At 70.6% G+C, this 24,093-nt stretch carries 18 protein-coding genes and 1 pseudogene; 18 read left to right on the top strand and 1 reads right to left on the bottom strand.

Annotated features, from left to right (window positions below):
* Positions 1 to 72 precede the first annotated feature (72 nt).
* From K4L06_RS08260 to K4L06_RS08305, 10 genes are read left to right on the top strand one after another with little or no spacing between them, the layout of a single operon-like run.
* Entirely contained in the window at positions 73 to 2,286 is a 2,214-nt protein-coding gene (locus tag K4L06_RS08260; RefSeq protein ID WP_221670943.1) for a TonB-dependent receptor, read from the top strand.
* Positions 2,283 to 3,047, top strand: a complete 765-nt coding sequence (locus K4L06_RS08265) for an ABC transporter ATP-binding protein (protein WP_221670944.1) — start codon at positions 2,283 to 2,285, stop codon at positions 3,045 to 3,047. The genes K4L06_RS08260 and K4L06_RS08265 overlap by 4 nt, the downstream gene beginning before the upstream one ends.
* Positions 3,044 to 4,444, top strand: a complete 1,401-nt coding sequence (locus K4L06_RS08270) for an ABC transporter permease subunit (RefSeq protein ID WP_221670945.1) — start codon at positions 3,044 to 3,046, stop codon at positions 4,442 to 4,444. Before K4L06_RS08265 ends, K4L06_RS08270 begins: the two co-directional genes overlap by 4 nt.
* The gene (locus K4L06_RS08275; protein ID WP_221670946.1) at positions 4,441 to 5,943 is read left to right on the top strand and encodes a DUF3526 domain-containing protein; all 1,503 of its coding nucleotides are present in this window, start codon (positions 4,441 to 4,443) and stop codon (positions 5,941 to 5,943) included. Before K4L06_RS08270 ends, K4L06_RS08275 begins: the two co-directional genes overlap by 4 nt.
* A gap of 2 nt (positions 5,944 to 5,945) precedes the next feature.
* The gene (locus tag K4L06_RS08280; RefSeq protein WP_221670947.1) at positions 5,946 to 7,883 is read left to right on the top strand and encodes a TonB-dependent receptor; all 1,938 of its coding nucleotides are present in this window, start codon (positions 5,946 to 5,948) and stop codon (positions 7,881 to 7,883) included.
* Positions 7,880 to 8,863: a hypothetical protein gene (locus tag K4L06_RS08285; protein WP_221670948.1), complete on the top strand. Its 984-nt coding sequence runs from the start codon at positions 7,880 to 7,882 to the stop codon at positions 8,861 to 8,863. The genes K4L06_RS08280 and K4L06_RS08285 overlap by 4 nt, the downstream gene beginning before the upstream one ends.
* On the top strand, positions 8,860 to 9,906 hold the full coding sequence (locus tag K4L06_RS08290; protein WP_221670949.1) for a pyridoxal-phosphate dependent enzyme: 1,047 nt from the start codon (positions 8,860 to 8,862) through the stop codon (positions 9,904 to 9,906). Before K4L06_RS08285 ends, K4L06_RS08290 begins: the two co-directional genes overlap by 4 nt.
* 36 nt (positions 9,907 to 9,942) lie before the next feature.
* On the top strand, positions 9,943 to 11,220 hold the full coding sequence (locus tag K4L06_RS08295) for an ATP-grasp domain-containing protein (protein ID WP_221670950.1): 1,278 nt from the start codon (positions 9,943 to 9,945) through the stop codon (positions 11,218 to 11,220).
* A gap of 9 nt (positions 11,221 to 11,229) precedes the next feature.
* The gene (locus K4L06_RS08300) at positions 11,230 to 12,084 is read left to right on the top strand and encodes a DUF364 domain-containing protein (RefSeq protein WP_221670951.1); all 855 of its coding nucleotides are present in this window, start codon (positions 11,230 to 11,232) and stop codon (positions 12,082 to 12,084) included.
* Between the two features lie 9 nt (positions 12,085 to 12,093).
* On the top strand, positions 12,094 to 13,323 hold the full coding sequence (locus K4L06_RS08305; protein ID WP_221670952.1) for an MFS transporter: 1,230 nt from the start codon (positions 12,094 to 12,096) through the stop codon (positions 13,321 to 13,323).
* 67 nt (positions 13,324 to 13,390) lie between these two features.
* Here K4L06_RS08305 and K4L06_RS08310 read toward each other — a convergent pair whose 3' ends face one another.
* Positions 13,391 to 13,855: a tRNA (cytidine(34)-2'-O)-methyltransferase gene (locus K4L06_RS08310; RefSeq protein ID WP_221670953.1), complete on the bottom strand. Its 465-nt coding sequence runs from the start codon at positions 13,853 to 13,855 to the stop codon at positions 13,391 to 13,393.
* Between the two features lie 131 nt (positions 13,856 to 13,986).
* On the opposite strand from K4L06_RS08310, the gene K4L06_RS08315 reads away from it, so the two are divergent.
* From K4L06_RS08315 to K4L06_RS08350, 8 genes and pseudogenes are all read left to right on the top strand, one after another.
* Positions 13,987 to 16,848, top strand: coding sequence for a pitrilysin family protein (locus K4L06_RS08315; RefSeq protein WP_221670954.1), 2,862 nt, complete (start codon positions 13,987 to 13,989; stop codon positions 16,846 to 16,848).
* Between the two features lie 293 nt (positions 16,849 to 17,141).
* Positions 17,142 to 17,444 (top strand): annotated as a pseudogene (locus K4L06_RS08320) (DUF4156 domain-containing protein); the annotation flags it as partial.
* A gap of 259 nt (positions 17,445 to 17,703) precedes the next feature.
* Positions 17,704 to 18,726, top strand: coding sequence for a 3-oxoacyl-ACP synthase III (locus K4L06_RS08325; protein WP_221670956.1), 1,023 nt, complete (start codon positions 17,704 to 17,706; stop codon positions 18,724 to 18,726).
* Positions 18,727 to 19,220: 494 nt separating this feature from the next.
* On the top strand, positions 19,221 to 19,466 hold the full coding sequence (locus K4L06_RS08330; RefSeq protein ID WP_221670957.1) for a hypothetical protein: 246 nt from the start codon (positions 19,221 to 19,223) through the stop codon (positions 19,464 to 19,466).
* Between the two features lie 228 nt (positions 19,467 to 19,694).
* Positions 19,695 to 20,327, top strand: a complete 633-nt coding sequence (locus K4L06_RS08335; RefSeq protein WP_221670958.1) for a DUF2170 family protein — start codon at positions 19,695 to 19,697, stop codon at positions 20,325 to 20,327.
* A 1-nt stretch (position 20,328) separates the two neighbouring features.
* Complete coding sequence (locus K4L06_RS08340; RefSeq protein WP_221670959.1) at positions 20,329 to 21,042, top strand: PspA/IM30 family protein; 714 nt, start codon at positions 20,329 to 20,331, stop codon at positions 21,040 to 21,042.
* 58 nt (positions 21,043 to 21,100) lie between these two features.
* Positions 21,101 to 21,784 (top strand): hypothetical protein, encoded by a 684-nt coding sequence (locus K4L06_RS08345; RefSeq protein WP_221670960.1) that lies wholly within the window; start codon positions 21,101 to 21,103, stop codon positions 21,782 to 21,784.
* Positions 21,785 to 22,011: 227 nt separating this feature from the next.
* The gene (locus tag K4L06_RS08350) at positions 22,012 to 24,066 is read left to right on the top strand and encodes a flotillin family protein (protein WP_221670961.1); all 2,055 of its coding nucleotides are present in this window, start codon (positions 22,012 to 22,014) and stop codon (positions 24,064 to 24,066) included.
* Positions 24,067 to 24,093 lie beyond the last annotated feature (27 nt).

The following is a 24,093-nucleotide window of genomic DNA, read 5'->3' on the forward strand; positions in this document are numbered from 1 at the left end:
CTGTCGCCGCTTGAATGAAATGTTATATCGTTTCATTCAACAGATCACAGTTCAGCAAGGCGGGGAGTCACGGTGGGCAGACGCAATCGGGGGCGCCGCACGGCGCAGATCGGCCAGGGGCTGTTGGCAGCCGGCCTGGCGCTGGCGGGGACGGCGACGGCGCAGGAGGCGGCCGGCGGCGCCGCGCCGACCCTGCTCGACAAGGTCACCGTGCAGGGCGCGGCCGGGCTGACCCCGGCCCGCGACACGCCCAGCTCCACCGCCTCGCGGCTGGGGCTGAGCCCGCGCGAAACCCCGGCCGCGATCGAGGTGCTGGACCAGGAACTGCTGCAGGCGCGCGGCCTGCGCGGCAGCGTCGAAGCGCTCAACGCCGCGCCCGGGGTGCTGGCCGGGGCGCTGCCGTCGGCGCCGGGCACGACCTCGATGCGCGGTTTCAGCGGCGGCGCGATCGCCCTGCTGTTCGACGGCGCGCGCCAGACCGCGGCGCCACTGGTGACCCGCGATTTCGACAGCTGGAGCTTCGAACGGATCGAAGTGCTCAAGGGCCCGGCTTCGGTGCTGTACGGCGAGGGCGCATTGGCCGGCGCGATCAACCTGGTGCCCAAGCGCGCGCAGTTGGGCGAGCGCGAGCTGCAGGGGCAACTGGCCTGGGGCAGCTTCGGCAGCCGTCGCGTCGGCGTCGACGCCAACCTGCCGCTGGGCGAGCGCGCCGCGCTGCGCGCTGTCGCCAGCCACCGCCGTAGCGACGGCTACGTCGACGACAACGCCAGCGAGTCGACCTCGGCCAGCCTGTCCTGGCGCTGGCGTCCGCACCAGGACTTCGAATTCGAAGCGGCGCTCGACCATTACCAGGACGAGTACGACGACGCCTACTGGGGCACGCCGCTGCTGCCGCGCGCGCTGGCGCGCGAGCCCAGCGGCCTGGTCCGCAGCGCCGACGGCCGGGTGCTCGACCGCGCCCTGCGCCGGCGCAACTACAACGTCGACAACGCGCTGCAGGACGCGCGCAGCGACTGGCTGCGTACCCGCGCCGACTGGCGGCTCGGCGAAGGCTTGCATCTGGTCAACGAGTTCAGCCTGTACCAGGCGCGGCGGCGCTGGTGGAATTCGGAAACCTACCGCTACGACGCGCTGCGCCAGCGCCTGGACCGCAGCACCACCCGCATCGAGCACGACCACGACTACTGGGTCGAACGCCTGGCCCTGCGCGGCGACGGCTTGTGGGGCGAACGGCGCAACCGCGCCACGCTCGGATTGGAGTTCAGCGACGGCGATTTCGACGTGATGCGCCGCTTCGGCACGACCACGCCGGTCGATCCGCATGCGCCCGCGCGCGGCAGCGCCGGCTTCGCCGACCTGGCCGCCAACTTCCCCGGCGCCGGCAACCGGGTCGACTTCGACTCGACCACGCGTGTGGCTTCGCTGTTCGCCGAAGACGCGCTCAATCTCAGCCCGCGCTGGCTGCTGCTCGGCGGCCTGCGCTACGACCGGATCGAGCTGAGCCGGCGCATCCTCGATCTCAACACCGGCGTGCGCACCCGCTTCCAGCGCAGCTATTCGCCATTGTCCTGGCGCCTGGGCACGGTGTTCGACCTGGCCGCGCAGACCCAGCTCTACGCCCAGTACAGCGCCGCGGTGGCGCCGGTCGGCAGCCTGCCGCTGCTGTCGGCGGCCAACGCGCGCTTCGACCTGACCCACGGCCGCGCGCTGGATGCCGGGATCAAGAGCCGGTTGTGGCAGGACCGCTTCGAATGGGGGCTGGCCGGCTATTGGATCGAACAGGACGACATCGTCACCCGCGACCCGCTCAACGCCAATCTGTCGGTGCAGGGCGGGCGTCAGTCCTCGCGCGGGGTGGAACTGAGCGCCGCGCTGATGCCGCTGCGCGGCCTGCGCCTGGACGCCAGCCTGGCCGCGTTGCGCGCGCGCTTCGACGTGCTGCGCGAAGCCGGCGGCGCCGACCGCGCCGGCAACGTCCCGCCGAACGTGCCCGAACGCATCGCCGACCTGCGCGCCAGCTACCGCTTCGCCGAGCGCCCGCTGACCCTGGCCGCGGGCGCGCGCTACGTCGGCCGCTACTACACCGACAACGCCAACCGGATCCGGATCGGCGCGCGCACCGTCTGGGACGCCTCGATCGCCTACCGGCTGCCGTTCGGCGAGATCGCCCTGTACGGGCGCAACCTCGGCGACGCGCTGTACGCCGACTGGTCCGGCGGCGCCGCCGACCAACCGCTGTTGGCCGCGCCGCGCAGCGTCGAACTGAGCCTGCGGGTGAACCTATGACGCTGTTGCAGAACCATCGCATCGACGCGTCGGTGCAGGCCCTGCGCCTGCACGGCGTGCGCAAGGACTTCGGCGACCGCCATGCGCTGCAGGCGCTGTCGATCGCGTTGCCGCCCGGCGAGGTCTACGCCTTGCTCGGCCCGAACGGCGCCGGCAAGACCACGACCTTGAACCTGATCCTGGGTTTCCTGAGCCCCGACGCCGGCCACGTCGAAGTCGCCGGCCTGCGCGTGGACCGCGACCCGCTGGCGGCGCGGGCGCGGATCGCCTACCTGCCGGAAACGGTGATGCTGCATCCGCGCCTGAGCGCGATCGAGAACCTGAGCTATTTCGCCCTGCTCGGCGGGCGCCGGCTCGATCCGGCGCAGGCGCGTGCATTGCTGAGCGAGGCCGGTCTGCAGGCCGAAGCGCACGAGCGCCACGCGGCCGGCTTCTCCAAGGGCATGCGGCAGAAGGTCGGCCTGGCGATCGCGCTGGCCAAGAACGCGCAACTGCTGTTGCTCGACGAACCCACTTCGGGCCTGGACGCCAGCGCCGCCAACGACCTCTCGCAAGGCGTGCGCGCCGCGGCCGGGCGCGGCCTGGCGGTGCTGATGGCGACCCACGACCTGTACCGGGTCAAGGACGTCGCCGACCGGCTCGGCATCCTGCGCGGCGGCCGCCTGCTGACCGAACGCGCCACCGCCGGCCTGTCGCCGGCGCAGATCGAAGCGCTGTACCTGCAGGCGCTGGCCGCCGCCGAGCCGGAGCCGGTCGCATGATCGTCGCGCTGACCGCTTACGAAGGCCTGCTGCTGCGCCGCGACCGGCGCGCCTGGCTGGCCTTGTGGTGCCTGGCCGCGCTGGTGCTGGTCGCGTTCGCGGTCAACCTCGGCCAAGTGATCGACGGCAACGCGGCCAAGCGCGAAGTCGCCGCGGCCGAGCGCGCGCGCTGGCTCGGCCAGGGCGAGAAGGATCCGCATTCGGCCGCGCACTACAGCATCTTCGCGTTCAAGCCGACGCCGTTGCTGGCCGCGCTGGACCCCGGCGTGGAGCCCTTCGTCGGCCAGACCGTGTGGCTGGAAGCGCACGTGCAGAACGACCTGCTGTATCGGCCGCAGGGCGAAGCCTCGGCCTTGCAGCGCGCCGGCCTGACCAGCCCGGCCGGCCTGTTGATCGGGCTGGCGCCGCTGGTCGCGTTCCTGCTCGCCTTCACCGCGGTGGCGATGGACCGCGAGCGCGGCACCTTGCGGCTGGCGCTCGGCGCGGCGCTGCGGCCGCGCACGATCGTGATCGCCAAGACCCTGGCGATCTGGTCGATCCTCGCCGCGGCGCTGGTGGCGCCGGTCAGCGTGGCGGCGTTGCTGGCGAACTGGCTCGCCGCCGGTTGGGACGGCGACGCACTGTTGCGCCTGGCCTTGTGGGTCGCGGCGATGACTGCCTACCTGGGCGTGCTCAGCGCGATCGGGGTGGCGGTGTCGCTGCTCGCCGGCAGCGTGCGCGGCGCGCTGGCGCTGTTGTTCGGCTTGTGGATCCTGCTCGCCCTGGCGTTGCCGCGCTGGGCCGGCAGCGCGGTCGAGCAGGCGCGGCCGCTGCCGGCGACGCAGTCGGTGAAGCAACAGCTGCAGGACGAAGCGCCGGCGTACTGGACCGCCGAACAGGCCAGGCAGCGCCGCGCCGAGTTGCTGGCCCGCTACGGGGCCAAGCGCGACCAGGACTTGCCGGTCGACCTGCGCGGCGCCGAGCTGGACCTGAGCGAACGCCATTCGCATGCGGCCTTCGATCGCGTGCTCGGCAATTTCTACGATCGGGTCGAGGCGCAGGACCAGGCTTTCGCCGCGGTCGGCCTGCTGTCGCCGAGCGCGGCGATGCAGACCTTGTCGCCGCTGCTGGCCGGCAGCGATTTCCATCACCACCGCCGCTTCGTCGACGGCGCCGAACACTATCGCCGCGAGCTGGTCAATCGGATGAACCGGGAGGTGATGCGGCGTCCCGCCGACGGCGCGGCCAAGTCCACCGGCGATGCGCGCCTGTGGCAGCAGATCCCCGAATTCGTCCATCGTCCGCCGCGGCTGGTCCAGGCCGCGGCCGGCGCCGGCTGGGCCTTGTGGGCCTTGGCGGTATGGACGGCGCTGGCGCTGTGGGCGCTGGCGCGCGCGGCGCGCAGGTTGCGGCCATGAGCGCGACCCTGGTTTCGACCCCGGCGGCCGCGGTCGGTTTCGCCGATCTGCTGCGCTGGGAACTGCGCCAGCTCGGCCGCAACCGCTTGCTGTGGACCCTGCTGGCCCTGCTCGGCGCGGCGATGCTGTGGGGCGCGCATAACGGCGCCGCGCTGCACCGCGCCCAGGACGCGGCGATCGAGCGCAGCCGCGCCAGCGACGCGGCCTGGGTGGCGCAGATCCGCGAACGCGCGCAGCGCTACGCCGAGCCTGCGGCCGAGCGCGTGCCGTACTGGCAGGACCCGACCGACATCGCCGGCTTCAGCCGCTATTTCCTTCGCGTCCACGCCGACAAGCCGCATCTGCCGCTGTCGCCGCTGGCGGTCGGCGCCAGCGACCTGCTGCCGAGCCGTCTGCCGGTCAAGCTGGAAACGTCGTTCGGGGTCGAGCCGGCCTACGACTTCGAAAATCCGCGCGGGCTGGCCCTGGGGCGGTTCGATCTCGGTTTTGTGCTGGTGCAGTTGCTGCCGATCGTGGCGATCCTGCTGGTCGGCCTACTCGCCACCTTCGAGCGCGATCACGGCATGCTGCGCCTGATCGCGGCGCAGCGGGTCGGCGCGCGCGCCTGGCTCGGCGCGCGCATCGCCGCGATCTATCTGTGGCTGGCGCCGGCGACCCTGGCGCTGTCCGCGCTCGCCTTGGCCGTGGCCGGCGTCGATCTGCGCGCGGCAACGCCCGAACTGGGCGCGGCGGCGGTGTCGCTGCTGGCGTACGTGGCGTTCTGGGTCGCGCTGGGCGGGGTGGTCGTCGCCGCCTGGCCCAGCGCAGCCGGGGCGATCGCCACCCTGGCCGCGCTGTGGGCCTTGCTCGCGGTCGGCGTGCCGATGCTCGGCAGCGCGGTCGCCGAGCGCGCGCGGCCGGCGCCGTCGACGGTGGCCTATGTCGACGCGCAGCGGCGCCACAACGACGCCATTACCGCGCAGCGCGACGGGATCGTCATTGCGCAACTGCGCCGGCAGGGCCGCGCCGACGCCGCCGAGCGCGCCGGCAGCATCGACTATGCGACCCGACTGAGCTTCCTGGCGCCGGAACTGGAGCGCCGGCTGGCGCCGTTGCAACGGCAACGCGAGCAGGCCCGCGACTGGCGCGAACGGGTGTCGGCCGTGGCCGGCTATCTGTCGCCGACCCTGGGCCTGCAGGAGGCGCTGGCGACCCTGGCCGGCACCGATGCGCAGCGCCATCGCGCCTTCGAAGGCCAGGTGCGCGCCTACCAGCAACGGCTGCGCGACTGGTTCTATCCGCGCATCCAGCACGGGATCGGCGCGGCGCCGGCCGAAGGCACTTACGGCCGGTTGAACTTCAACGAGTACGACGCGATTCCCGCCTGGCGCGGCAGCGAGCCCACTGCCGCGCAGCGCGCCGCGGCGGTGTGGCCGTTCGCGTTGTGGCTGTGGGCCCTGGCCGGCGTCGGCATCGCCCTGGCCTGGCGGCGTTTGCGCGATTGGCCGACGGAGCTGTGAGCATGACGCTGCGACTGTGGAGCTGGACCCTGGGCTGCGGCTTGCTCGCCTGCAGCGTCGAAGCCGGCGCGCAACGCGCCGGCGACAACGCGGTGACCGCGGCCGAGGACGCGTTCGGCGCCACCCTCGGCAACGAGAGCATCGGCCTGTACAGCAGCAAGCAGGTGCGCGGCTTCTCGCCGGTCGACGCCGGCAACGTGCGCATGGACGGGGTGTACTTCGACCGCCAGGGCACGGTGCCGCCGGCGCTGGTCGAAGGCTCGACCATCCGGGTCGGCCTGTCGGCGCTGAGCTATCCGTTTCCGGCCCCGACCGGAATCGTCGACTACCGGCTCAAGAAAGCCGGCGACGAACGGGTGATCAGCGCGCTCGGCGCACTCAACGCCTACGGCGCGCCGGCGCTGGAGCTGGACGCGCGCTTGCCGATCGTGCCCGGGCGCCTGGGGCTGGCCGCCGGGATCGCGGTCGCCCGCGAGGAGTACTACGACGGCGCCGACGCGCGCTATCTGCGCGCCGGCCTGGTGCCGCGCTGGCGGCCGAGCGACGACGTCGAGATCCTGCCGTTCTGGAGCATCTCGCGCGGCCGCGACGAAGAGGTCGCGCCGACCATCCTGACCTCCGGCAATCATCTGCCGCCGCGGATCGAGCGCCGCCGCCACTTCGGCCAGAGCTGGTCCGACAACGAATACGACAGCCGCAACTACGGCGTGCTCGGCAAGGCCCGCTTCGGCCGCGACTGGGCCTTGTCCGGCGGCGTATTCCGCTCGATCAACCACCAGCCCAGCGGCTTCGCCGAACTGTTCGTCGGCACCACGCCAGACGGCCGAACTCGCGAGAAGGTGATCGCCGATCCGCGCCAGCGCTACGCCAGCAGCAGCGGCGAACTGCGCCTGAGCCGCAGCTTCGCCGACGGTCCGCGTCTGCACGTGCTGCATGCGGCGGTACGCGCGCGCCGGTTGCACAACGAATACGGCGGCTCGGCCCCGGCGCTGGACCTGGGCGAGCGCAGGCTCGGCGAAGCGCAGCCGGTGCCGCGGCCGTCAGCGTTCGCGTTCGGCCCGCGCAGCCACGACCGGGTCCGGCAGTGGACCGCGGGCCTGGCCTACGAGGGCCGCTGGCGCGAGGTCGGCGAACTCAACCTGGGCCTGCAGCGCAGCCACTACGAGAAAACCATCGACCAGCCCGGACTGCCGCGCACCGCCAGCCGCGACGATCCCTGGCTGCCGAGCGCGAGCGCGGCGGTGTACCTGAGTCCGCGCCTGGCCGTATACGCCGGCCACACCCGCGGCCTGGAGGAAAGCGGCATCGCCCCGGACGACGCGGCCAACCGCAACCAGGCGCTGGAGGCGATCCGCACCCGCCAGAGCGATGCCGGGCTGCGCTGGAAATTCGGCGACGGCCTGAGCCTGGTCGCCGGCGCTTTCGACGTGCGCAAGCCTTACTTCACCACCGACGAGCGCAACGTGTTCGGCGCGGTCGGCGAAGTCCGCCATCGCGGGGTCGAGCTGAGCCTGAGCGGGCGGCCTTCGGATCGCTGGAGCGTGGTCGCCGGCGCGGTGCTGATGCGGCCGCGGGTGAGCGGCGAAGCGATGCGCTTGGGGCGGGTCGGCGAGCGTCCGATCGGCCAGGCCGAACGCATGCTGCGCACCGACCTGGAGTACCGCCCGGCGTGGCGGCCGGGGCTGTCGTTCGATCTGGCGATGAGCCACTACGGCGAGCGCGTGGTCTCGCGCGACGGCGTCAATCGTGTGCCGGCGTACACCTTGGTCGATCTCGGCGCGCGCTACCGGTTCCGCCTCGGCGACGCGCCGGCCAGCCTGCGCCTGCTGGTCGCCAACGTGGCCGACACCTACACCTGGAACATCTACGGCCACAACAGTTTCGGCTTGACCGACGGTCGCCGCTTCAGCGCGCAACTGACGGTCGATTTCGGCGGTTGAACCTTCTGACGGGAGACGCGGCGATGCTGCGGCAGGAGCGAACGGCGACACGGAGTGCGGGCGGCCGCGATGCGGCCGAGGCGGCGGCGAGGGGGCCGGGCGGTTCGTCGCCCCGCCGGACCATCCACAGCGGAGTCTGCCACGGCACGCTCGGCGAACTGCTGCAGGGGCCGTGCGAGCACGAGGGGGATCTGCAGATCGGCATCATTTCGCTGCCGGTGCGGCGCTACAGCTGGATTCATTTCGACCCCGGCGGCGAGGGCGACATCGACGCCGACCTGGCCGGCAAGGACAAATGCCGGCGCGCGATCGAGCTGTACCTGCACCAGCACGGGCGGCGCCTGCCGCCGGGGCGCTGGAGCCACGATTCGGAACTGCCGCTGGGCAAGGGCATGGCCAGTTCGACCGCCGACATCGTCGCCACCATCCGCTGCCTGGACCGGATCTTCGGCCTGGACACGCCGGCGCCGGCGATCTCGGCCCTGCTGCGCGGCATCGAGCGCTCCGACAGCGTGTTCCTGGAAACCCATGCGCTGTATCTCAGCGGCCGCCAGCAGGTGCTGCACACCTTCGACGCGCCGCTGCGCCTGCATGCCTGCTACATCGACGAGGGCGGCACGGTGGAGACCGAGAAACTGGCCGAGCCGCTGCTGAGCCACTATCGGCGGCAGTTGCCAGCCTATCGCGACAACCTGCGCCGGGCGCTGGATGCGTTCGCCGCCCACGATGTCGCCGCGATCTGCGCCTGCGCCACGCGCAGCGCCGAGCTGGCCCAGGGCGTCACCCCCAAGCGCCATCTGCACGATCTGCTGCAGCACCGGCTCGAGTTCGGCGCCGACGGCGTACTGGTCGCGCACACCGGCAGCCTGATCGGCTATCTGTACGCGCAACGCCCCGACGCGCTGCGGATGGGCGCGCTGTCCTCGTTCTTCCGCGGTCTGGGCCATGCCTGCCGCTTCATCGAGACGGGTGTGCGATGAGCGTGCACGCCCACATCGCCGATGCGATCAAGGCGCCGGACCTGATCCGGCTGGAGCGCAATCTCTACGTCGCCCGCTTCGAGACCATGAAGGTCTATTCGACCCTGGCCGCGGTGCAGGGGCTGCTCGACAGCGGCCGGATCGGTGCGGATGCGACCCTGATCGACAGCTCCAGCGGCATCTACGCCTACGCCCTGGCGCTGGCCTGCCACAAGTTCGGCCTGAAGTGCCACATCGTCGGCTCCAAGACCGTCGACCGCACCCTGATGCTGCAGCTGCGCATCCTCGGCGCGACGGTCGAACAGGTCGAGCCGCAGCCGACCCTGAAGCTGGACCAGAGCCTGCGCGTGGCGCGGATCCGCGAGCTGCTCGCCGCCGATCCCAGCCTGCACTGGATGCAGCAGTATCACGACGATATCCATTATGACGGCTACGCGCCGGTCGCGGCGCAGATCGTCGCCGGCCTCGGGCCGGCGACGCTGAGCGTGGTCGGCGGGGTCGGCTCGGGCTGTTCCACCGGCGGCCTGGCGCGCGCGCTGCGCGCCGCCGAGCCGCAGACGCAGCTGATCGGCGTGCAGCCGTTCGGCAGCATGACCTTCGGCTGCCAGCACATCGAGGACCCCGGCATCATCATCGCCGGCATCGGCAGCTCGATCCCGTTCCGCAACGTCCGCCATGCCTTGTACGACCAGGTGCACTGGGTCTCGTTCGATTACGGCCTGTCGGGCGCGGTCGCCCTGCTGCGCGAACACGCCGTATTCGCCGGCCTGTCCAGCGGCTGCTGCTACCTGGTCGCGCGCCACCTGGCGCGGCGCGAGCCGCAGCGCAACGTGCTGTTCCTCGCCGCCGACACCGGCCACCGCTACGTCGAGGGCGTGTTCGCCGAGCACGAACGCGCGCTCGAACCCGACGCGCTGGCGCCGACCGCGATCGAGTCGCTGGAGCAACTGCGCCTGCCCTGGTCGGCGATGGCCTGGAACCGCGCCGAGTACGAGCCCGTTGCGTCGAGCCCGGCGCCGGCCGAGCCGGCGCTGGCCGTCTGACGCGCACCCCCAACCCTTACCTCCAGGAGACCTGCGATGGCGCACCTGTTGATGATCGAAAGCTGGGTCGGCGGCACCGGGCGGATCTTTCCGCCGGCGATCGCCCGGCTCGGCCACCGCTACACCTTCGTCACCCGCAACCGCGACCACTATCGCGACACCCGCTCGCGCGAGATCCATCCGGTGATCGAGCACGCCGAGCACGTGCTCAGCGCCGAGACCAACGATGTGCAGGCGCTGATCGAATTCCTGCGCGCCCAACACGCGATCCTGAAGTTCGACGGCGTGGTCACCATCTGCGACTACTACATCGACACCGTGGCCCAGGTGGCGCAGGCGCTGGGCCTGCCGCAGGCGTTCTCGGCCAACGTGGTCGAGGAGCGGCGCAAGGACCGGGTGCGCGAGGCGATCGAGCGCGCCGGGCTGCCGAATCCGAAGTTCGCCGTCACCGCGTCCTGGGACGAGTGTCGGCGCGAGGCGCAGCGGATCGGCTACCCGCTGATCGTCAAGCCCACCGACCTGGCCTCCAGCGCCTTCGTCCGCCTGGTCCGCGACGAAGAGGAGCTGTGCGCGGCGTTCGACGCGCTGGAACAGTTCCCGCGCAACTTCCGCGACCAGGCGCGGGTGCCGCTGCTGCTGCTGGAGGAGTACCTGCACGGCGAGGAAGTCAGCGTCGAGGCCTGCACCTACCGCGGTACCACCACGGTGATCGGAATCACCGACAAGAGCCTGACCGGCTTTCCCTATTTCGTCGAAGACGGGCATATGTTCCCGGCCCGGCTCGATCCGACCCAGGCGCGCGCCGTCGAGGACCTGGTGCGCGGCGCGCTGGCCGCGGTCGGCCACGACCACGGCCTCAGCCATACCGAGGTCAAGCTGACCGCGCAGGGGCCGCGCATCGTCGAGATCAATCCGCGCCCGGGCGGCAACTACATCGCCGAACTGATCCAGCGGGTGACCGGCATCGACCTGCTCGATGCGCAGATCGAGCTGGCCCTGGGCCGCGAGCCCGATCTGCATCGGCGCGACACCGGCGTGGCCAGCGCAGCGATCAAGTTCCTGGTGCCGCCGCGCGCCGGCAAGGTCGCGGCCCTGGACGGCAGCGCCGGGCTCGACGCCGACCCGAACATCGAGCGTTGGAGCCTGGTCGCGGTGGCCGGCACCGAAGTCGCCGCGCCGGTCGACAACGCCTGCTACCTCGGCCACGTGATCGCCAGCGACCGCGACGGCCTGCAGGCGCGCGCCTACGCCGAGCGCGCGCTGTCGCGCCTGGCCCTGACCTATGCCGATTCGGCTTCCAGTTCCGCCGCCTGAGGATCCGCCATGTCCATCGCTTCGACTATCGCACCGGCCGACGTCGCCGAACTCACCCAGGCCGTGCTGCGCGGCGACTACGGCCCCGATCCGGCCGGCCTGCACGCGGTCGGCGCGTTCTGGGTGCGGCAGAGCACCCAGTTCCCCGGCACCGACACCAAGTACCGCAACCACTATCTGGTGCTGCGGGTCGAATCGGCGTTCGGCGGCTGCTGCGTCGAACGCGACCAACTCGATCCGGCGGTGGCCGAGGAACTGTCCGGCCGCGCGGTCGCCGAACTGCTGCGCGATCCGCGCACGCCGGTGCGGATCGCCGCGCTCGACGCCTACCTGGCCCTGGTCCGGCCGCATCGCGAACAGGCCGGGGCCGAGCCGCGCCTGCTGCCGCACGGCACCCCGCTGCAGCGCGCGCAGGCGCGCGACGCGGCGATCGCCAGCCTGCTGCGGATCGCGCCGGGCATGCGGGTCGGCCTGATCGGCGTGGTCAATCCCCTGGTCGAGGCGATCCGCGCCCACGGCGGCGTGTGCCTGCCTTGCGACTTCAATCTGGAACGCACCGCCGACGGCACCGAAGTCGCGCGCGACATGCACCCGGTGCTGGCCGCGGCCGATCTGGTCATCGCCACCGGCATGACCCTGAGCAACGGCTCCTTCGACCAGATCCTGACCACCTTGCGCGCGCGCGGCGTGCCGCTGGTGGTCTACGCCCAGACCGGCAGCGCGATCGTGCCCTGCTTCCTCGGCCGCGGCGTGGCCGCGGTGTCGGCCGAGCCGTTCCCGTTCTCGCAGTTCAGCGCCGACCCGACCCCGATCCATCTGTACCGCGCGGCCGACATCGAGCGCGGCGATGCGCGCGCGGCCTGAGGCGCGGCGATGAGCGCGCTCGACGCCGCCGCGGCGCCGCTGCCGGCCAGCGAGGCCGAGCGCCGGCGCGGCCTCAACGGGCTGCTGGTCTACACCTTCTTCATGGTGACCGGCTTCGCCATGCTGATGCCGCTGGTCGCGGTGCATTTCGTCGACCGGCTCGGCCTGGCCGCGGCCGCGGTCGGCGCGGCGCTGGCGCTGCGCCAGGTCGCGCAGCAGGGCTTGGCCCTGATCGGCGGCGTGCTCGCCGACCGCTACGGCGCGCGGCGGATGATCTGCCTGGGCGTGCTGCTGCGCGCGCTGGGCTTCGCCAGCCTGGCCTATGCCACGCAATTGCGCTGGCTGATGCTGGCGATGCTGCTGGCCGCGCTCGGCGGCGCCTTGTTCGAGGCGCCGTACCAGGCCTCGATCGCCGCGCTCACCGACGAGCGCAGCCGGCCGCGCTATTACGCGCTCAGCAACTGGATCGGCGGCGCCGCGACCACGCTCGGCCCGCTGCTCGGCGTGGCCCTGCTGCGCTACGACTTCGCCCTGGTCTGTCTCAGCGCCGCGGCCTGCTTCGCCGCCAATTTCGTCATCGCCGCGCGCCTGCTGCCGCGGGTGCCGGCGCCGGCGCGGCCGCCGCCGCTGCGCGACGGCCTGCAACGGGTGTGGCGCAACCGGCCGTTCCTGATTCTGGTCGGGCTGCTGATGCTGTACTGGTTCGTCGCGGTGCAGATCAACCTGAGCCTGCCGTTGCTGGCGCAGCGCCTGACCGGCAGCGCCGACAGCGTCGGGGTGATGTTCGCGCTCAGCGCCGGGCTGACCCTGGCTCTGCAGTACGTCCTGGTGCGCTGGCTGCAGCGCTGGCTCAGCAGCGCGCAGATGCTGGTGCTGGGCACGACGCTGATGGCGCTGGCGATCGGCGCCTTCGCCCTGGTCGGCAGCTTCGCCGCGTTCCTGGCCTGCGTGGCCGCGTTCGCGATCGGCGCGGTGCTGACCCGGCCCAGCCAGCAGACCTTGATCGCCGACCTGGCCGACCCGCAGGCGCTGGGCAGCTTTCTCGGCGTCAGCTCGTTGAGCCTGGCGGTCGGCGGCGGGCTCGGCAGCCTGGCCGGCGGCGGCCTGCTCGACCTGGCCGCGGCGCTGCGCCTGCCGTGGCTGCCGTGGGCGACGTTCTGCGCGGTCGGTCTGCTCGGCGCGCTCGGCCTGGCCTGGGCTACGCGCGGTGCGGCGCGCGCCCCGGCGACCTCTCCCTGAGTGGACTTGCTCCCCCGGCGCGATCCGACGCCCGGGGGAGTCTTTTTCGTCCGTCCGCCCGGCGCGCTCAGGCGCCGCCGTCGAAACCGTGCTGGCGCCAGGCTTCGAACACCACCACCGCGACCGAGTTGGACAGGTTCAGGCTGCGGTTGTCCGGCCGCATCGGCAGGCGCAGGCGATGTTCGGCCGGGATGCGCTCGAGCACGTCTTCGGGCAGGCCGCGGGTTTCCGGGCCGAACAAAAACGCATCGCCGGGCGCATAGGCGACGCGGTCGTAGCGCACCTGGCTGCGCGTGCTCAACGCGAACAGCCGCGGCGGCGCGATCGCCTGCAGCGCCGCGTGCAGGCTTTCGTGCACCTGCAGGCGGGCGTATTCGTGATAGTCCAGCCCGGCGCGGCGCAGCTGCTTGTCTTCCAGGCTGAAGCCCAGCGGCGCGACCAGGTGCAGGCGCGCGCCGGTGTTCGCGCAGAGGCGAATCACATTGCCGGTGTTGGGCGGAATCTCGGGCTGGTACAGGATGACCTCGAACATGCCGCCATTATGCGGCGCGCAACGCAGCGGCGCGGCATCCCCCCCTGTGACCGCCGGCCCATGCCGCTGCGGCCGCTTCGGCCTAGGATGCGGCTTTCGTCCGCGCACGGACGCCCGCCCGGAGCCCGCCCATGTCCTCGTCCCCGACCCGATCCCTGCCGCGCGCCGCCGCGCTCGCCCTGGCCCTGGGCGCCGCGCTCGCCGGCGCGGTGTGCGCCCCGGCCCTGGCCGCGCCGCGCGCCGAAGTCTCGATTCCCTACCAGGAATTCACCCTGCCCAACGGTCTGCGGGTGATCGTGCACACCGACCGCAAGGCGCCGATCGTCGCGGTCAACGTCTGGTACCACGTCGGCAGCAAGAACGAGCAGCCCGGCCGCACCGGCTTCGCCCACCTGTTCGAACACCTGATGTTCCAGGGCTCGGAGAACCACAAGGGCGAGTTCTTCGCTCCGTTCGAACTGGTCGGGGTGACCGACCAGAACGGCACCACCAACGTCGACCGCACCAACTATTTCCAGAACGTGCCGACCACCGCGCTGGACATGGCGCTGTGGATGGAGTCCGACCGCATGGGCCACCTGCTCGGCGCGATCGACCAGAAGACCCTGGACGAGCAGCGCGGCGTGGTCCAGAACGAAAAGCGCCAGGGCGAAAACCAGCCCTACGGCCGCCGCATCAGCGCCAAGCTCTACGAGGCGCTGTACCCGGCCGATCATCCCTACAGCTGGCAGACCATCGGCTCGATGGCCGACCTCGACGCCGCCTCGCTGGACGACGTAAAGACCTGGTTCCGCAGCTGGTACGGCCCCAACAACGCGGTGCTGGTGCTGGCCGGCGACATCGACCTGGCCACCGCCAAGGAAAAGGCGCTGCGTTATTTCGGCGACATCCCCGCCAGCGCCACGGTGCCGAAGATGGCCGCGCGCGTGCCCAAGCGCAGCCGCGACACCGAGGAGGTGGTGCCCGACCGGGTGCCGCAGGCGCGCGTCTACCGCGCCTGGCCGGTGGCCCAGTTCGGCGCCCGCGACGGCGCCGACCTGGAACTGTTCGCGCAGATCCTCGGCGGCAGCGCGGCTTCGCGCCTGGACGCGCGCCTGGTCCATCGCGACCGCATCGCCGACAGCGCCAGCGTGTCGATCAACGACGCCGAGATCAGCGGCACCCTGGTGGTGGTCGCCAACGTTAAGCAGGGCGTGGACCCGGGCAAGGTGCGCGCGGCGATCGACGAAGAGATCCGCCGCCTGATCGAGCAGGGCCCGACCGCGCAGGAACTGGAACAGGCGCAGACCTCGCTGCGCGCCGACTTCGTCCGCGGCATCGAGCGCATCGGCGGCTTCGGCGGCAAGTCCGACGTACTGGCGCGTTGCGCGGTGTTCGCCGGCAAGCCCGACTGCTTCGGCGAGGACCTGGCGCGGATCGCCGCGGCGACCCCGGCCAGCGTTCAGGCCGCCGGCCGCACCTGGCTCGGGGTCGGCTCGCACACCCTGCTGGTGCAACCCGGCGACAAGCCGGCCTCGTCGCTGCCGGAAACCGCGCGCGCCGCGCCGGCGACCCGGCCCGCCGCGATTCCGGCCGCCGACCCGCGCTACAAGACCGTCGCTTCCGACGTCGAGCGCAGCGCCGGCGTGCCCAAGACCGAGCGCTTCCCCGAGCTGCGCTTTCCCGCGCCGCAGCGCGCCCAGTTGAGCAACGGCACCGAGGTGGTGTTGATCGAACGCCGCCAGACTCCGGTGGTGCAGTTGTGGATGGAGTTCCCGGGCGGCTTCAGCGCCGACCTCGGCCACCCGGTCGGCACCGCCAGCTTCGCCATGGCCATGCTCGACGAGGGCGCCGGCGAGTACGGCGCGCTGGCGCTGTCGGCACGCAAGGAAGCGCTGGGCGTGGAACTGTCCTCCAGCGCCAGCCTGGACAGCGCCAACGTCGCCATGTCGGCGCTGACCGACAAGCTGGACGACTCGCTGGACCTGTTCGCCGACGTGATCCGCCGCCCGCGCTTCGAGGACGGCGAGATCGAGCGCGTGCGCGCGCAGTGGCTGGCCGGGATCAAGCAGGAGAAGGCGCGGCCGCAAACCGCGGCGCTGCGGGTGCTGCCGCCGCTGCTGTACGGCGCCGGCCACGCCTACGCGATTCCGTTCACCGGCACCGGCACCGAGGCCTCGATCGCCGGGCTCAAGCGCGAAGAACTGATCGCCTTCCACCGCGATTGGCTGCGCCCGGACCGCGCGCGCCTGTTCGTGGTCGGCGACACCAGCCTGGAGCAGATCGTGCCCCAGCTCGAGCGCCGCTTCGGCGACTGGAAGCCGGGCGCCGACGCGCCGGCGCTGCCGGCGCTGAGCGCGGTCGCGCGGCCCGCGGCGCCGCGGGTGTTCCTGGTCGACCAGCCGGGCGCGATCCAGTCCAACATCTACGTCGGCGAGCTGATTCCGCCGACCGGCGATGCCGGCACGATCGATTTCGACTTCGCCAACGGCGTGCTCGGCGGCGAGTTCAGTTCGCGCCTGAACATGAACCTGCGCGAGGACAAGCACTGGGCCTACGGCTCCTACAGCGGCTCGGGCAACGCCAAGGGCCAGCGGCCCTGGATCGCCCAGGCTGCGGTGCAGTCGGACAAGACGGTCGAGTCGCTGGCCGAGCTCAAGCGCGAGATCGCCAGCTTCGCCGACGGCAGCGCGCCGGTGACCCAGGCCGAGGTGGCCAAGATCCGCGCCGCCAACACCCTCAGCCTGCCGGGCGCCTACGAGACCAACGACGCGCTGATGGCGCAGATCAGCGCCGACCAGCGCTACGGCCGTCCGGCCGACTACATCCTCAAGTACAAGGCGCGCAACGAGGCGATGACCCCGGCGCTGGCCCAGGCCGCGGCCCGGGCGCTGGACCCGGCGGCGCTGACCTGGGTGGTGGTCGGCGATCTGTCCAAGATCGAGCAGCCGATCCGCGGCTTGAAGCTGGGCGAGGTGAAGGTGATCGACCACGACGGCAAGCCGGTGCGGTGAGGGTGTAGGGCGACAGCAACGGCAACAGCAGCAACAGCAACAGCAACAGCAACAGCAAATCCCCCCTAGCCCCCCCCCTTTTCCAAAGGGGGGAATGCGGGTGGGGGCTATCAGGGGGCCGCGTCTTCGACGCGGCCCTTTTCGTTGGCGCGGACAGGTGCGGCAGCACGCGAGGGAGGGAGGGGATCAAGTGCGCTTGATCCCCTCCCTCCCTGTCCCATCGCGAAGCATTCCTATCGCGCTCAGCCGAATCCGGCGACAATGCGTGCGATCGAATCCTGAGCGAGGTCCGCATGCGCGCGTTGGCAATCCTGTCCCTGGCCCTGACCGTTTCGGCCTGCACCTGGGTGCAGATGGCGCCGGGCGCGCAGGCGGTGCGCGTGCTCTCGGCGGGTGCCGCGCCGGCCTGCGAAAAGCGCGGCGAAGTGGTGGTGGCGGTCAAGCACAACGTCGCCTTCTACGAGCGCAACGAGCTGCGCGTGCGCGAGGAACTGGAGACCCTGGCCCGCAACGAGGCGCCGGGCCTGCAGGCCGACACCATCCAGCCCTTGGCTGCGCCGACGCAGGGCCAGCAGCGCTTCGCCGCCTACCGTTGCGGCGGCGCCGCGACGGCCCCGGCCGCGCAATCGGCGCCCGCCAGCAGCGCCCAGACCTACCCGGTCGGCGGCTGAAACGGCAAATCCGAACGCCGGCGTACGGCTTTCGGATGGCACATTTTCGATCCAAGTCGTTGATCTAAAGGGCTTTGCCGACTTCCGAGGCGATGCGCATACGGTTCAGGGTCCGTTCGGAATGGGTGCATGGGGGGCGTGAAGGCGCTAACCTGTCGCACTTTTCCGCCTAGGGTTCGCGCCCATGCTGTTCCAACACGTCGCCATCGCCGGGCTCGCCCACGTCGATGCTCCGCGCAAGCTGACCTCCGACGAGATCAACGCCCGCCTCAAGCCGACCCTCGATCGCCTCGGCATCAAGGTCAACGTGCTGCAGGACGTGGCCGGCGTGCACGAGCGCCGCCTGTGGGACGGCGAAGTGCGCGCCTCCGACGCCGCCACCCTGGCCGCGGTCAAGGCGCTCGCCGATGCCGCCGTCGATGCCGACCGCATCGGCCTGCTGGTCAACACCTCGGTCAGCCGCGATTACCTGGAGCCGTCCACGGCCAGCATCGTCGCCGGCAACCTGCGACTGGGCGAGAACTGCCAGAACTTCGACGTCGCCAACGCCTGCCTGGCCTTCATCAACGGCATGGACATCGCCGGCCGCATGATCGAGCGCGGCGAGATCGACTACGCCCTGGTGGTCGACGGCGAAACCGCCAACCTCGCCTACGAGAAGACCCTCGAGCGTCTGAGCCGCGCCGACGTCACCGAAACGCAGCTGCGCGACGAGATGGCGACCCTGACCCTGGGCTCGGGCGCCGCGGCGATGGTGCTGGCGCGCAGCGAACTGGCGCCGGGCGCGCCGCGCTACCGCGGCGGCGTCACCCGCTCGGCCACCGAGTGGAACCAGCTGTGCCTGGGCGACCTGCACCACGACCGCATGGTCGCCGACGGCCGCATGCTGATGATCGAAGGCCTCAAGCTCGGCCAGAAGACCTTCGCCGCGGCCAAGGCCGCGCTGGGTTGGGCGGTCGAGGAGCTGGACGAGTTCGTCATCCACCAGGTCAGCCGCGCGCATACCCAGGCCTTCCTCAAGGCCTTCGGCATCGACCCGAACAAGGTCATGACCATCTTCGGCGAGCACGGCAACATCGGCCCGGCCTCGGTGCCGATCGTGCTGAGCAAGCTGCGCGAGATGGGCCGCCTGAAGAAGGGCAACCGCGTCGCCCTGCTCGGCATCGGTTCGGGCCTGAACTGCTCGATGGCCGAAGTGGTGTGGTGATGCGCGGCTGAGCCTTGCGGCTCGCCGACGACGAAAGCCCGGTGCGCGAGCATCGGGCTTTTTTTTGGTTCGGGAATGGGGAATGGGGAATTGGGAATAGGGCAGGCGTGCTGCTTCAGGGGTAGGAGCGGCGGGCGCCTCACGGGGATTTCCTTCGGTCACAAGTCGCGATCGCGATACCGCAGCCTCGCGCCGCACCCTGCGGCTCCCCAGCTCCTGTAGGAGCGGCGTGAGCCGCGACATCCGAAACGATTGACGCAAGCGTGCCAGCCGAAGCCCCGTATGCCCTGCGTCGACATCGCATGGCGCAATTCGGCTCCGGATGATCGCGTGGTATTTCACCGCTGTAGCTGTCGCGGCTCACGCCGCTCCTACACTAGCGCCGCTGCGCGCCATCGGATCGTCGCGGTCGCTTGCTATAGTCGACTCGATCACGCACCGAACCCGAACCCGGTCGCGTCCAGGATTTCAGCCACCGCAACGGAGTTGCCCGCATGACCCAGCCCAAGAGCCATCTCTCGATCGCGCTCGCCTCGATCCCCGCCTTCCTCGACAACGGCCGGCTCGACGCCGCCGAACTGCAGAACCTGCTCGACCTCGCCCTGCGCGACCAGGCCGTCGACGACGACGAGAAGCGCGTGCTCGGCAACATCTTCAAGCAGGCCGAGCTCGGCGAACTCGACGCCGAGGTCAGGCTGCGCATCGACCTGGCCCGTCGCCAGCACGGCATCCCGGCCTGAGCGATCGTCGTCCGGCGCCTTCGCCGCCGGGCGGGGCGGCAGACGCTTCCGGCTTAATCCCCTCCGTCCCTTTTTCGCCGCCCCGCGCCAAGCCGTCCACCCCGGGGTGAAGCCAAGTCATTGATTCGGAAGTCGTCGCAGGCGCCGGGCCTGCACCGTCTGCCGTTCGTCGCTACATCACATGTCATGTCTTGCGCGACTCACATGTGATGCCGTACTGTGATCGCCATGGAACAACGCCGCTCCTCCGCCTACTACCAGCGCCGGCATCGCGAACGCCTGCGCGAGAAGGGCTTGGTCAAGAAAGAGCTGTGGGTGCTGCCGGAGTTCGCCGACGAACTGCTGGCGGTGGAAAAGCGGATGCGGCAACCGCGCGGCGCGATGCCGGCGCGGGCACGGGGGGATAACACGATGAACGATGGCAAGGTCTGGACCGCGCGCGGCCTGTACGAAGCCCTGATCCAGACCGAAGAATTCGTCTACGGCGACTCGCAGATCGAACTGATCGACGGCGCCGAAGCCAGCCTGCACCTGGTCATGGCCGAATACGGCGACCTGCCTTTGTTCGTGGCCGTGGTCGGCGAACAGGTGGTGGTCGAGGCCTTGCTGTGGCCGGTGGCGCACGTGCGCGATCCGGCCGCGTTCAACGAAGAAGTGCTGCGCACCCACAAGGTGTTCTTCCCGCTGTCGACCATCGGCATCGAGACCCTGGCCGACGGCGAAGCGGTGTACATGATGTTCGGTTCGTTGAGCGCGACCTCGTCGCTGTCCAACGTGCTGTACGAAATCGAGACCCTGGCCGACAACGTGATCAAGGCCACCGAGGCCTACGAACCGCAGCTGCTGCTGGAGGCGGCCTGACATGCCCAAGTCCGACGGCAGCGAAGGCATCTGGAATAAGTTGCTGACCTCGTTGCGCGGCGGCGCGCACGAGCTCGGCGAAGCGCTGGCCGACAGCCAGGCGCTGCGCATCCTCGACCAGGAAATCCGCGACTGCGACCTGGAACTGCGCCAGTCGCGCGAGTCGCTGGCGCAGCTGATGGCGCGGCACAAGCTGGCCGAGCGCGAGCTGGGCGAGTCGGCCGACAAGGTCGGCGAGTACGAAGGCTATGCGCTCAAGGCGCTGCAGGCCGGCGACCAGCCGCTGGCGCTGGAAGTGGCCGACAAGGTGGTGCAGCTGGAAGCGCACCGGCGCGAGCAGGACGGCCACGTCGCCCAGCTCGCCGCCGCGGCGGCCGAACTGCGCAAGGCCATCGCCATGGCCGAAAGCAATATCCGCCGGCTCAAGCAGCAGCTGGACACGGTCAAGGCCACCGAAAGCATGCAGCGCGCGCAAGCCGCGGTCGCGCAACGCTACGCCGGCCCGCAGAGCCGGCTGCAGACCGCGGTCGATTCGCTGGCGCGGATCAAGCGCAAGCAGGCCGAACGCGGCGCGCGCATGGAGGCCGCGGCCGAACTGGCGCGCCAGGACGGCGGCGACGCGCTGGAACGCAAGCTGCGCGAGGCCGGGATCCTGCGCGACGAGGCCGGCGCGGAGGCGGTGCTGCAACGCTTGCGACAGAAGCTTCCGGGCTGACCGGCGACGTGCCGCGCCGCGCGCGGCGGGCGGGGAAGCCTGGGGAAGGGGAGGGACGATGGGCGAGTTTCTGACCACGATATTTTCGTTGCCGACGGCGTTCTACACCGTGCTGCTCGGCGTGGTGATCGGCTACTGGCTGCTGTCGGCGCTGGGCCTGGTCGGCGGCGAGATGATCGACGGCTGGATCGGCGGCGACGGCCACGGTCATGGCGGCCCCGGCCTGGGCGACCACACCCTCGCCGACGGCGCCCATCACCACCAGCAAGGCCTGTTCGATCCGCTGATGCGCCTGGGCCTGGGCGGCATCCCGGTCACCGTGGTGCTGAGCGTGCTGATCGGCGTGTCCTGGGCCCTGACCTACCTGGCCGACGTCTATCTGCTGCGGCATCTGCCCGGCGTGGTGGCGCAGATCGTCGGCGGCGTAGCCGCGATCTTGGTCGCCTTCGCCCTGGCGATTCCGGTCTCGGCGCTGGCGCTGCGTCCGCTGCGCCGGCTGCTGCGCAAGATGCAGCCCGGTCCGGCGCGGCCGATCCTGGGCCAGGTCGCGGTGGTGCGCAGCCCGGTCAACGCGGTCACCGGCACCGCCAGCATGGAAGACGGCGGCGCCGGGCTGATCCTGCAGATCCGCGACGACGACCCGGCGCGCTTCCAGCGCGGCGACCGGGTGGTGCTGATCGAATACCTCGAAGGCCAGAACGCGTACCGCGTGGTCAGCGAGGACGAATTCCGCGGCGCCTGAGGCCGCGAAGCGGTCCGTCCGACCGCGTCCGTCCGATGTCGGAGCCGTAGCGGCCGTCGCGGCCGCGCCTTGGGGGCGGTCGAATCCAGTTGTTCGAATCCAGTTTTTTTGAATCAAGTTGTTCGAATCCAGTTTTTTGAATCCAGTCGTTCGAATCCGGTTTTTGAAGCTAGTGATTCGAAGCTGGTTGTTCCAATCCGGGTTGGTCGAGTCATAGGGAGATGCAAATGGGTACTGCAATCATGGTGCTGACGCTGATCGGCGTGTCGCTGCTGATCCTGTTCGTCATGCTGCTGATGTTCAAAGCCTTCTACATCAAGGTGCCGCAGGGCACGGCCTTGATCGTCAACGACATGTCGTCCACGCCGAAGGTGCACTTCACCGGCGCGCTGGTCTATCCGGTGATCTACAAAAAGGAGTTCATGCAGATCTCCCTGATCACCCTGGAAGTCGACCGCCGGGCCAAGGACGGCCTGATCTGCCGCGACAACATGCGCGCCGACATCACCGTCGCGTTCTATCTGCGGGTCAACGAGACCCAGCAGGACGTGCTCAAGGTGGCCAAGGCGATCGGCGTCGACCGGGCTTCCGACCGCGCCGCGGTCAACGAGCTGTTCAACGCCAAGTTCTCCGAAGCGCTGAAGACGGTCGGCAAGCAGATCGAATTCGTCAAGCTGTTCGAGAACCGGCAGGAGTTCCGCGACCGGATCATCGAGGTGATCGGCAACGACCTCAACGGCTACGTGCTCGAAGACGTCGCGATCGACTACCTCGAGCAGACCCCGAAGGCCTCGCTGGACCCGAACAACATCCTCGACGCCGAAGGCATCCGCAAGATCACCGAGCTGACCGCGGCGCAGAACGTGATCACCAACGAGCTCGAGCGCAACGAGCAGCTGGCGATCACCAAGAAGAACGTCGAGACCCGCGAGGCCATGCTGGCCCTGGAACGCCAGCAAGCCGACGCCGAGGCGCGGCAGAAGCGCGAGATCGAGACCATCCAGGCGCGCGAGCAGGCCGAGACCGCCAAGGTGCGCGAGGAAGAGCGTCTGAAGGCCGAGCAGGCGCGCATCGCCGCGCAGGAGCAGATCGACATCCGCGAGCAGAACCGCCTGCGCGAGGTCGAGGTGGCGCAGCAGAACCGCCAGCGCGCGGTGGTGATCGAGGTCGAGAAGGTGACCCGGGCCAAGGACCTGGAGATCGTCGCCCGCGAGCGCGAGGTCGAGCTGAACCGGATCGACAAGGAAAAGGCGCTGGAAGAGCAGCGCAAGGACATCGCCAACGTGATTCGCGAGCGGATCGCGGTCGAGAAGACCGTGGCCCAGGAAGAGGAGCGGATCAAGGAAGTGCGCCAGGTCTCCGAGGCCGACCGGGCCAAGCAGGTCACCGTGCTCGCCGCCCAGGCCGCGGCCGAGGAAGAGCTGGTGCGCCAGGTCAAGCAGGCCGAGGCCGACGAGGTCGCGTCCAAGCACAAGGCCACGCAGATGACCGTGCTGGCCCAGGCCGAACTGGAAGCGGCCGGCAAGAGCGCCGAAGCCAAGAAGAAGCTGGCCGAGGGCATCGAGGCCGAGCGCGCGGCGCCGGGCCTGGCCGATGCGCGGGTGCGCGAAGTCGCCGCCGCGGCGGCCGAGAAGGAAGGCCTGGCGCAGGCGCGAGTGATCGCCGAAACCATGGCCGCCGAGGCCAAGGGCGAGCAGGACAAGGGCCTGGCCCAGGCGCGGGTGATCGAGGTGCAGGCCGAGGCCAAGCAGAAACAGGGCCTATCCGACGCCAAGGTGCTGGAAGAGAACCTGTTCGCGCAGGCGCGCGGCGAGGAGCAGCTGGGCGTGGCCAAGGCCAAGGCGACCAAGGACCTGGGCCTGTCCGAGGCCGAGGTGCTGCTGCAGAAGTTCAAGGCCGAGGCCGAGGGCCTGGGGCAGAAGTTCGGCGCGCTGGATGCGCTCAGCGACCAGGCGCGCGCCCACGAAGAGTTCCGCATGCAGCTGGAAAAGAGCTTCGAGCAGGCCATCGCCGGGATCGAGGCCAACAAGGAAATCGCCAAGGAGCAGTCCGAGGTGCTGGCCGCCGCGCTCAGCAAGGCCAACATCGACATCGTCGGCGGCGAGGGTGCGTTCTTTGATTCCTTCGCCAAGGCCTTGTCGGTCGGCAAGGCGATCGAAGGCGTGGCCGGCAAGAGCCCGATCGTGCAGGACGTGCTGCAGCGTCTGTTGACCAAGGCCGACGCCAAGACCGACGGCAAGGGCGACGGCAAGCTCGCCGGCGAAGCAGCGCTGGACTCCTGAGCGCCAGCCGGACCAGGGAACGCGCCG

This window comes from Lysobacter sp. BMK333-48F3 (assembly GCF_019733395.1).
Classification (GTDB): domain Bacteria; phylum Pseudomonadota; class Gammaproteobacteria; order Xanthomonadales; family Xanthomonadaceae; genus Lysobacter.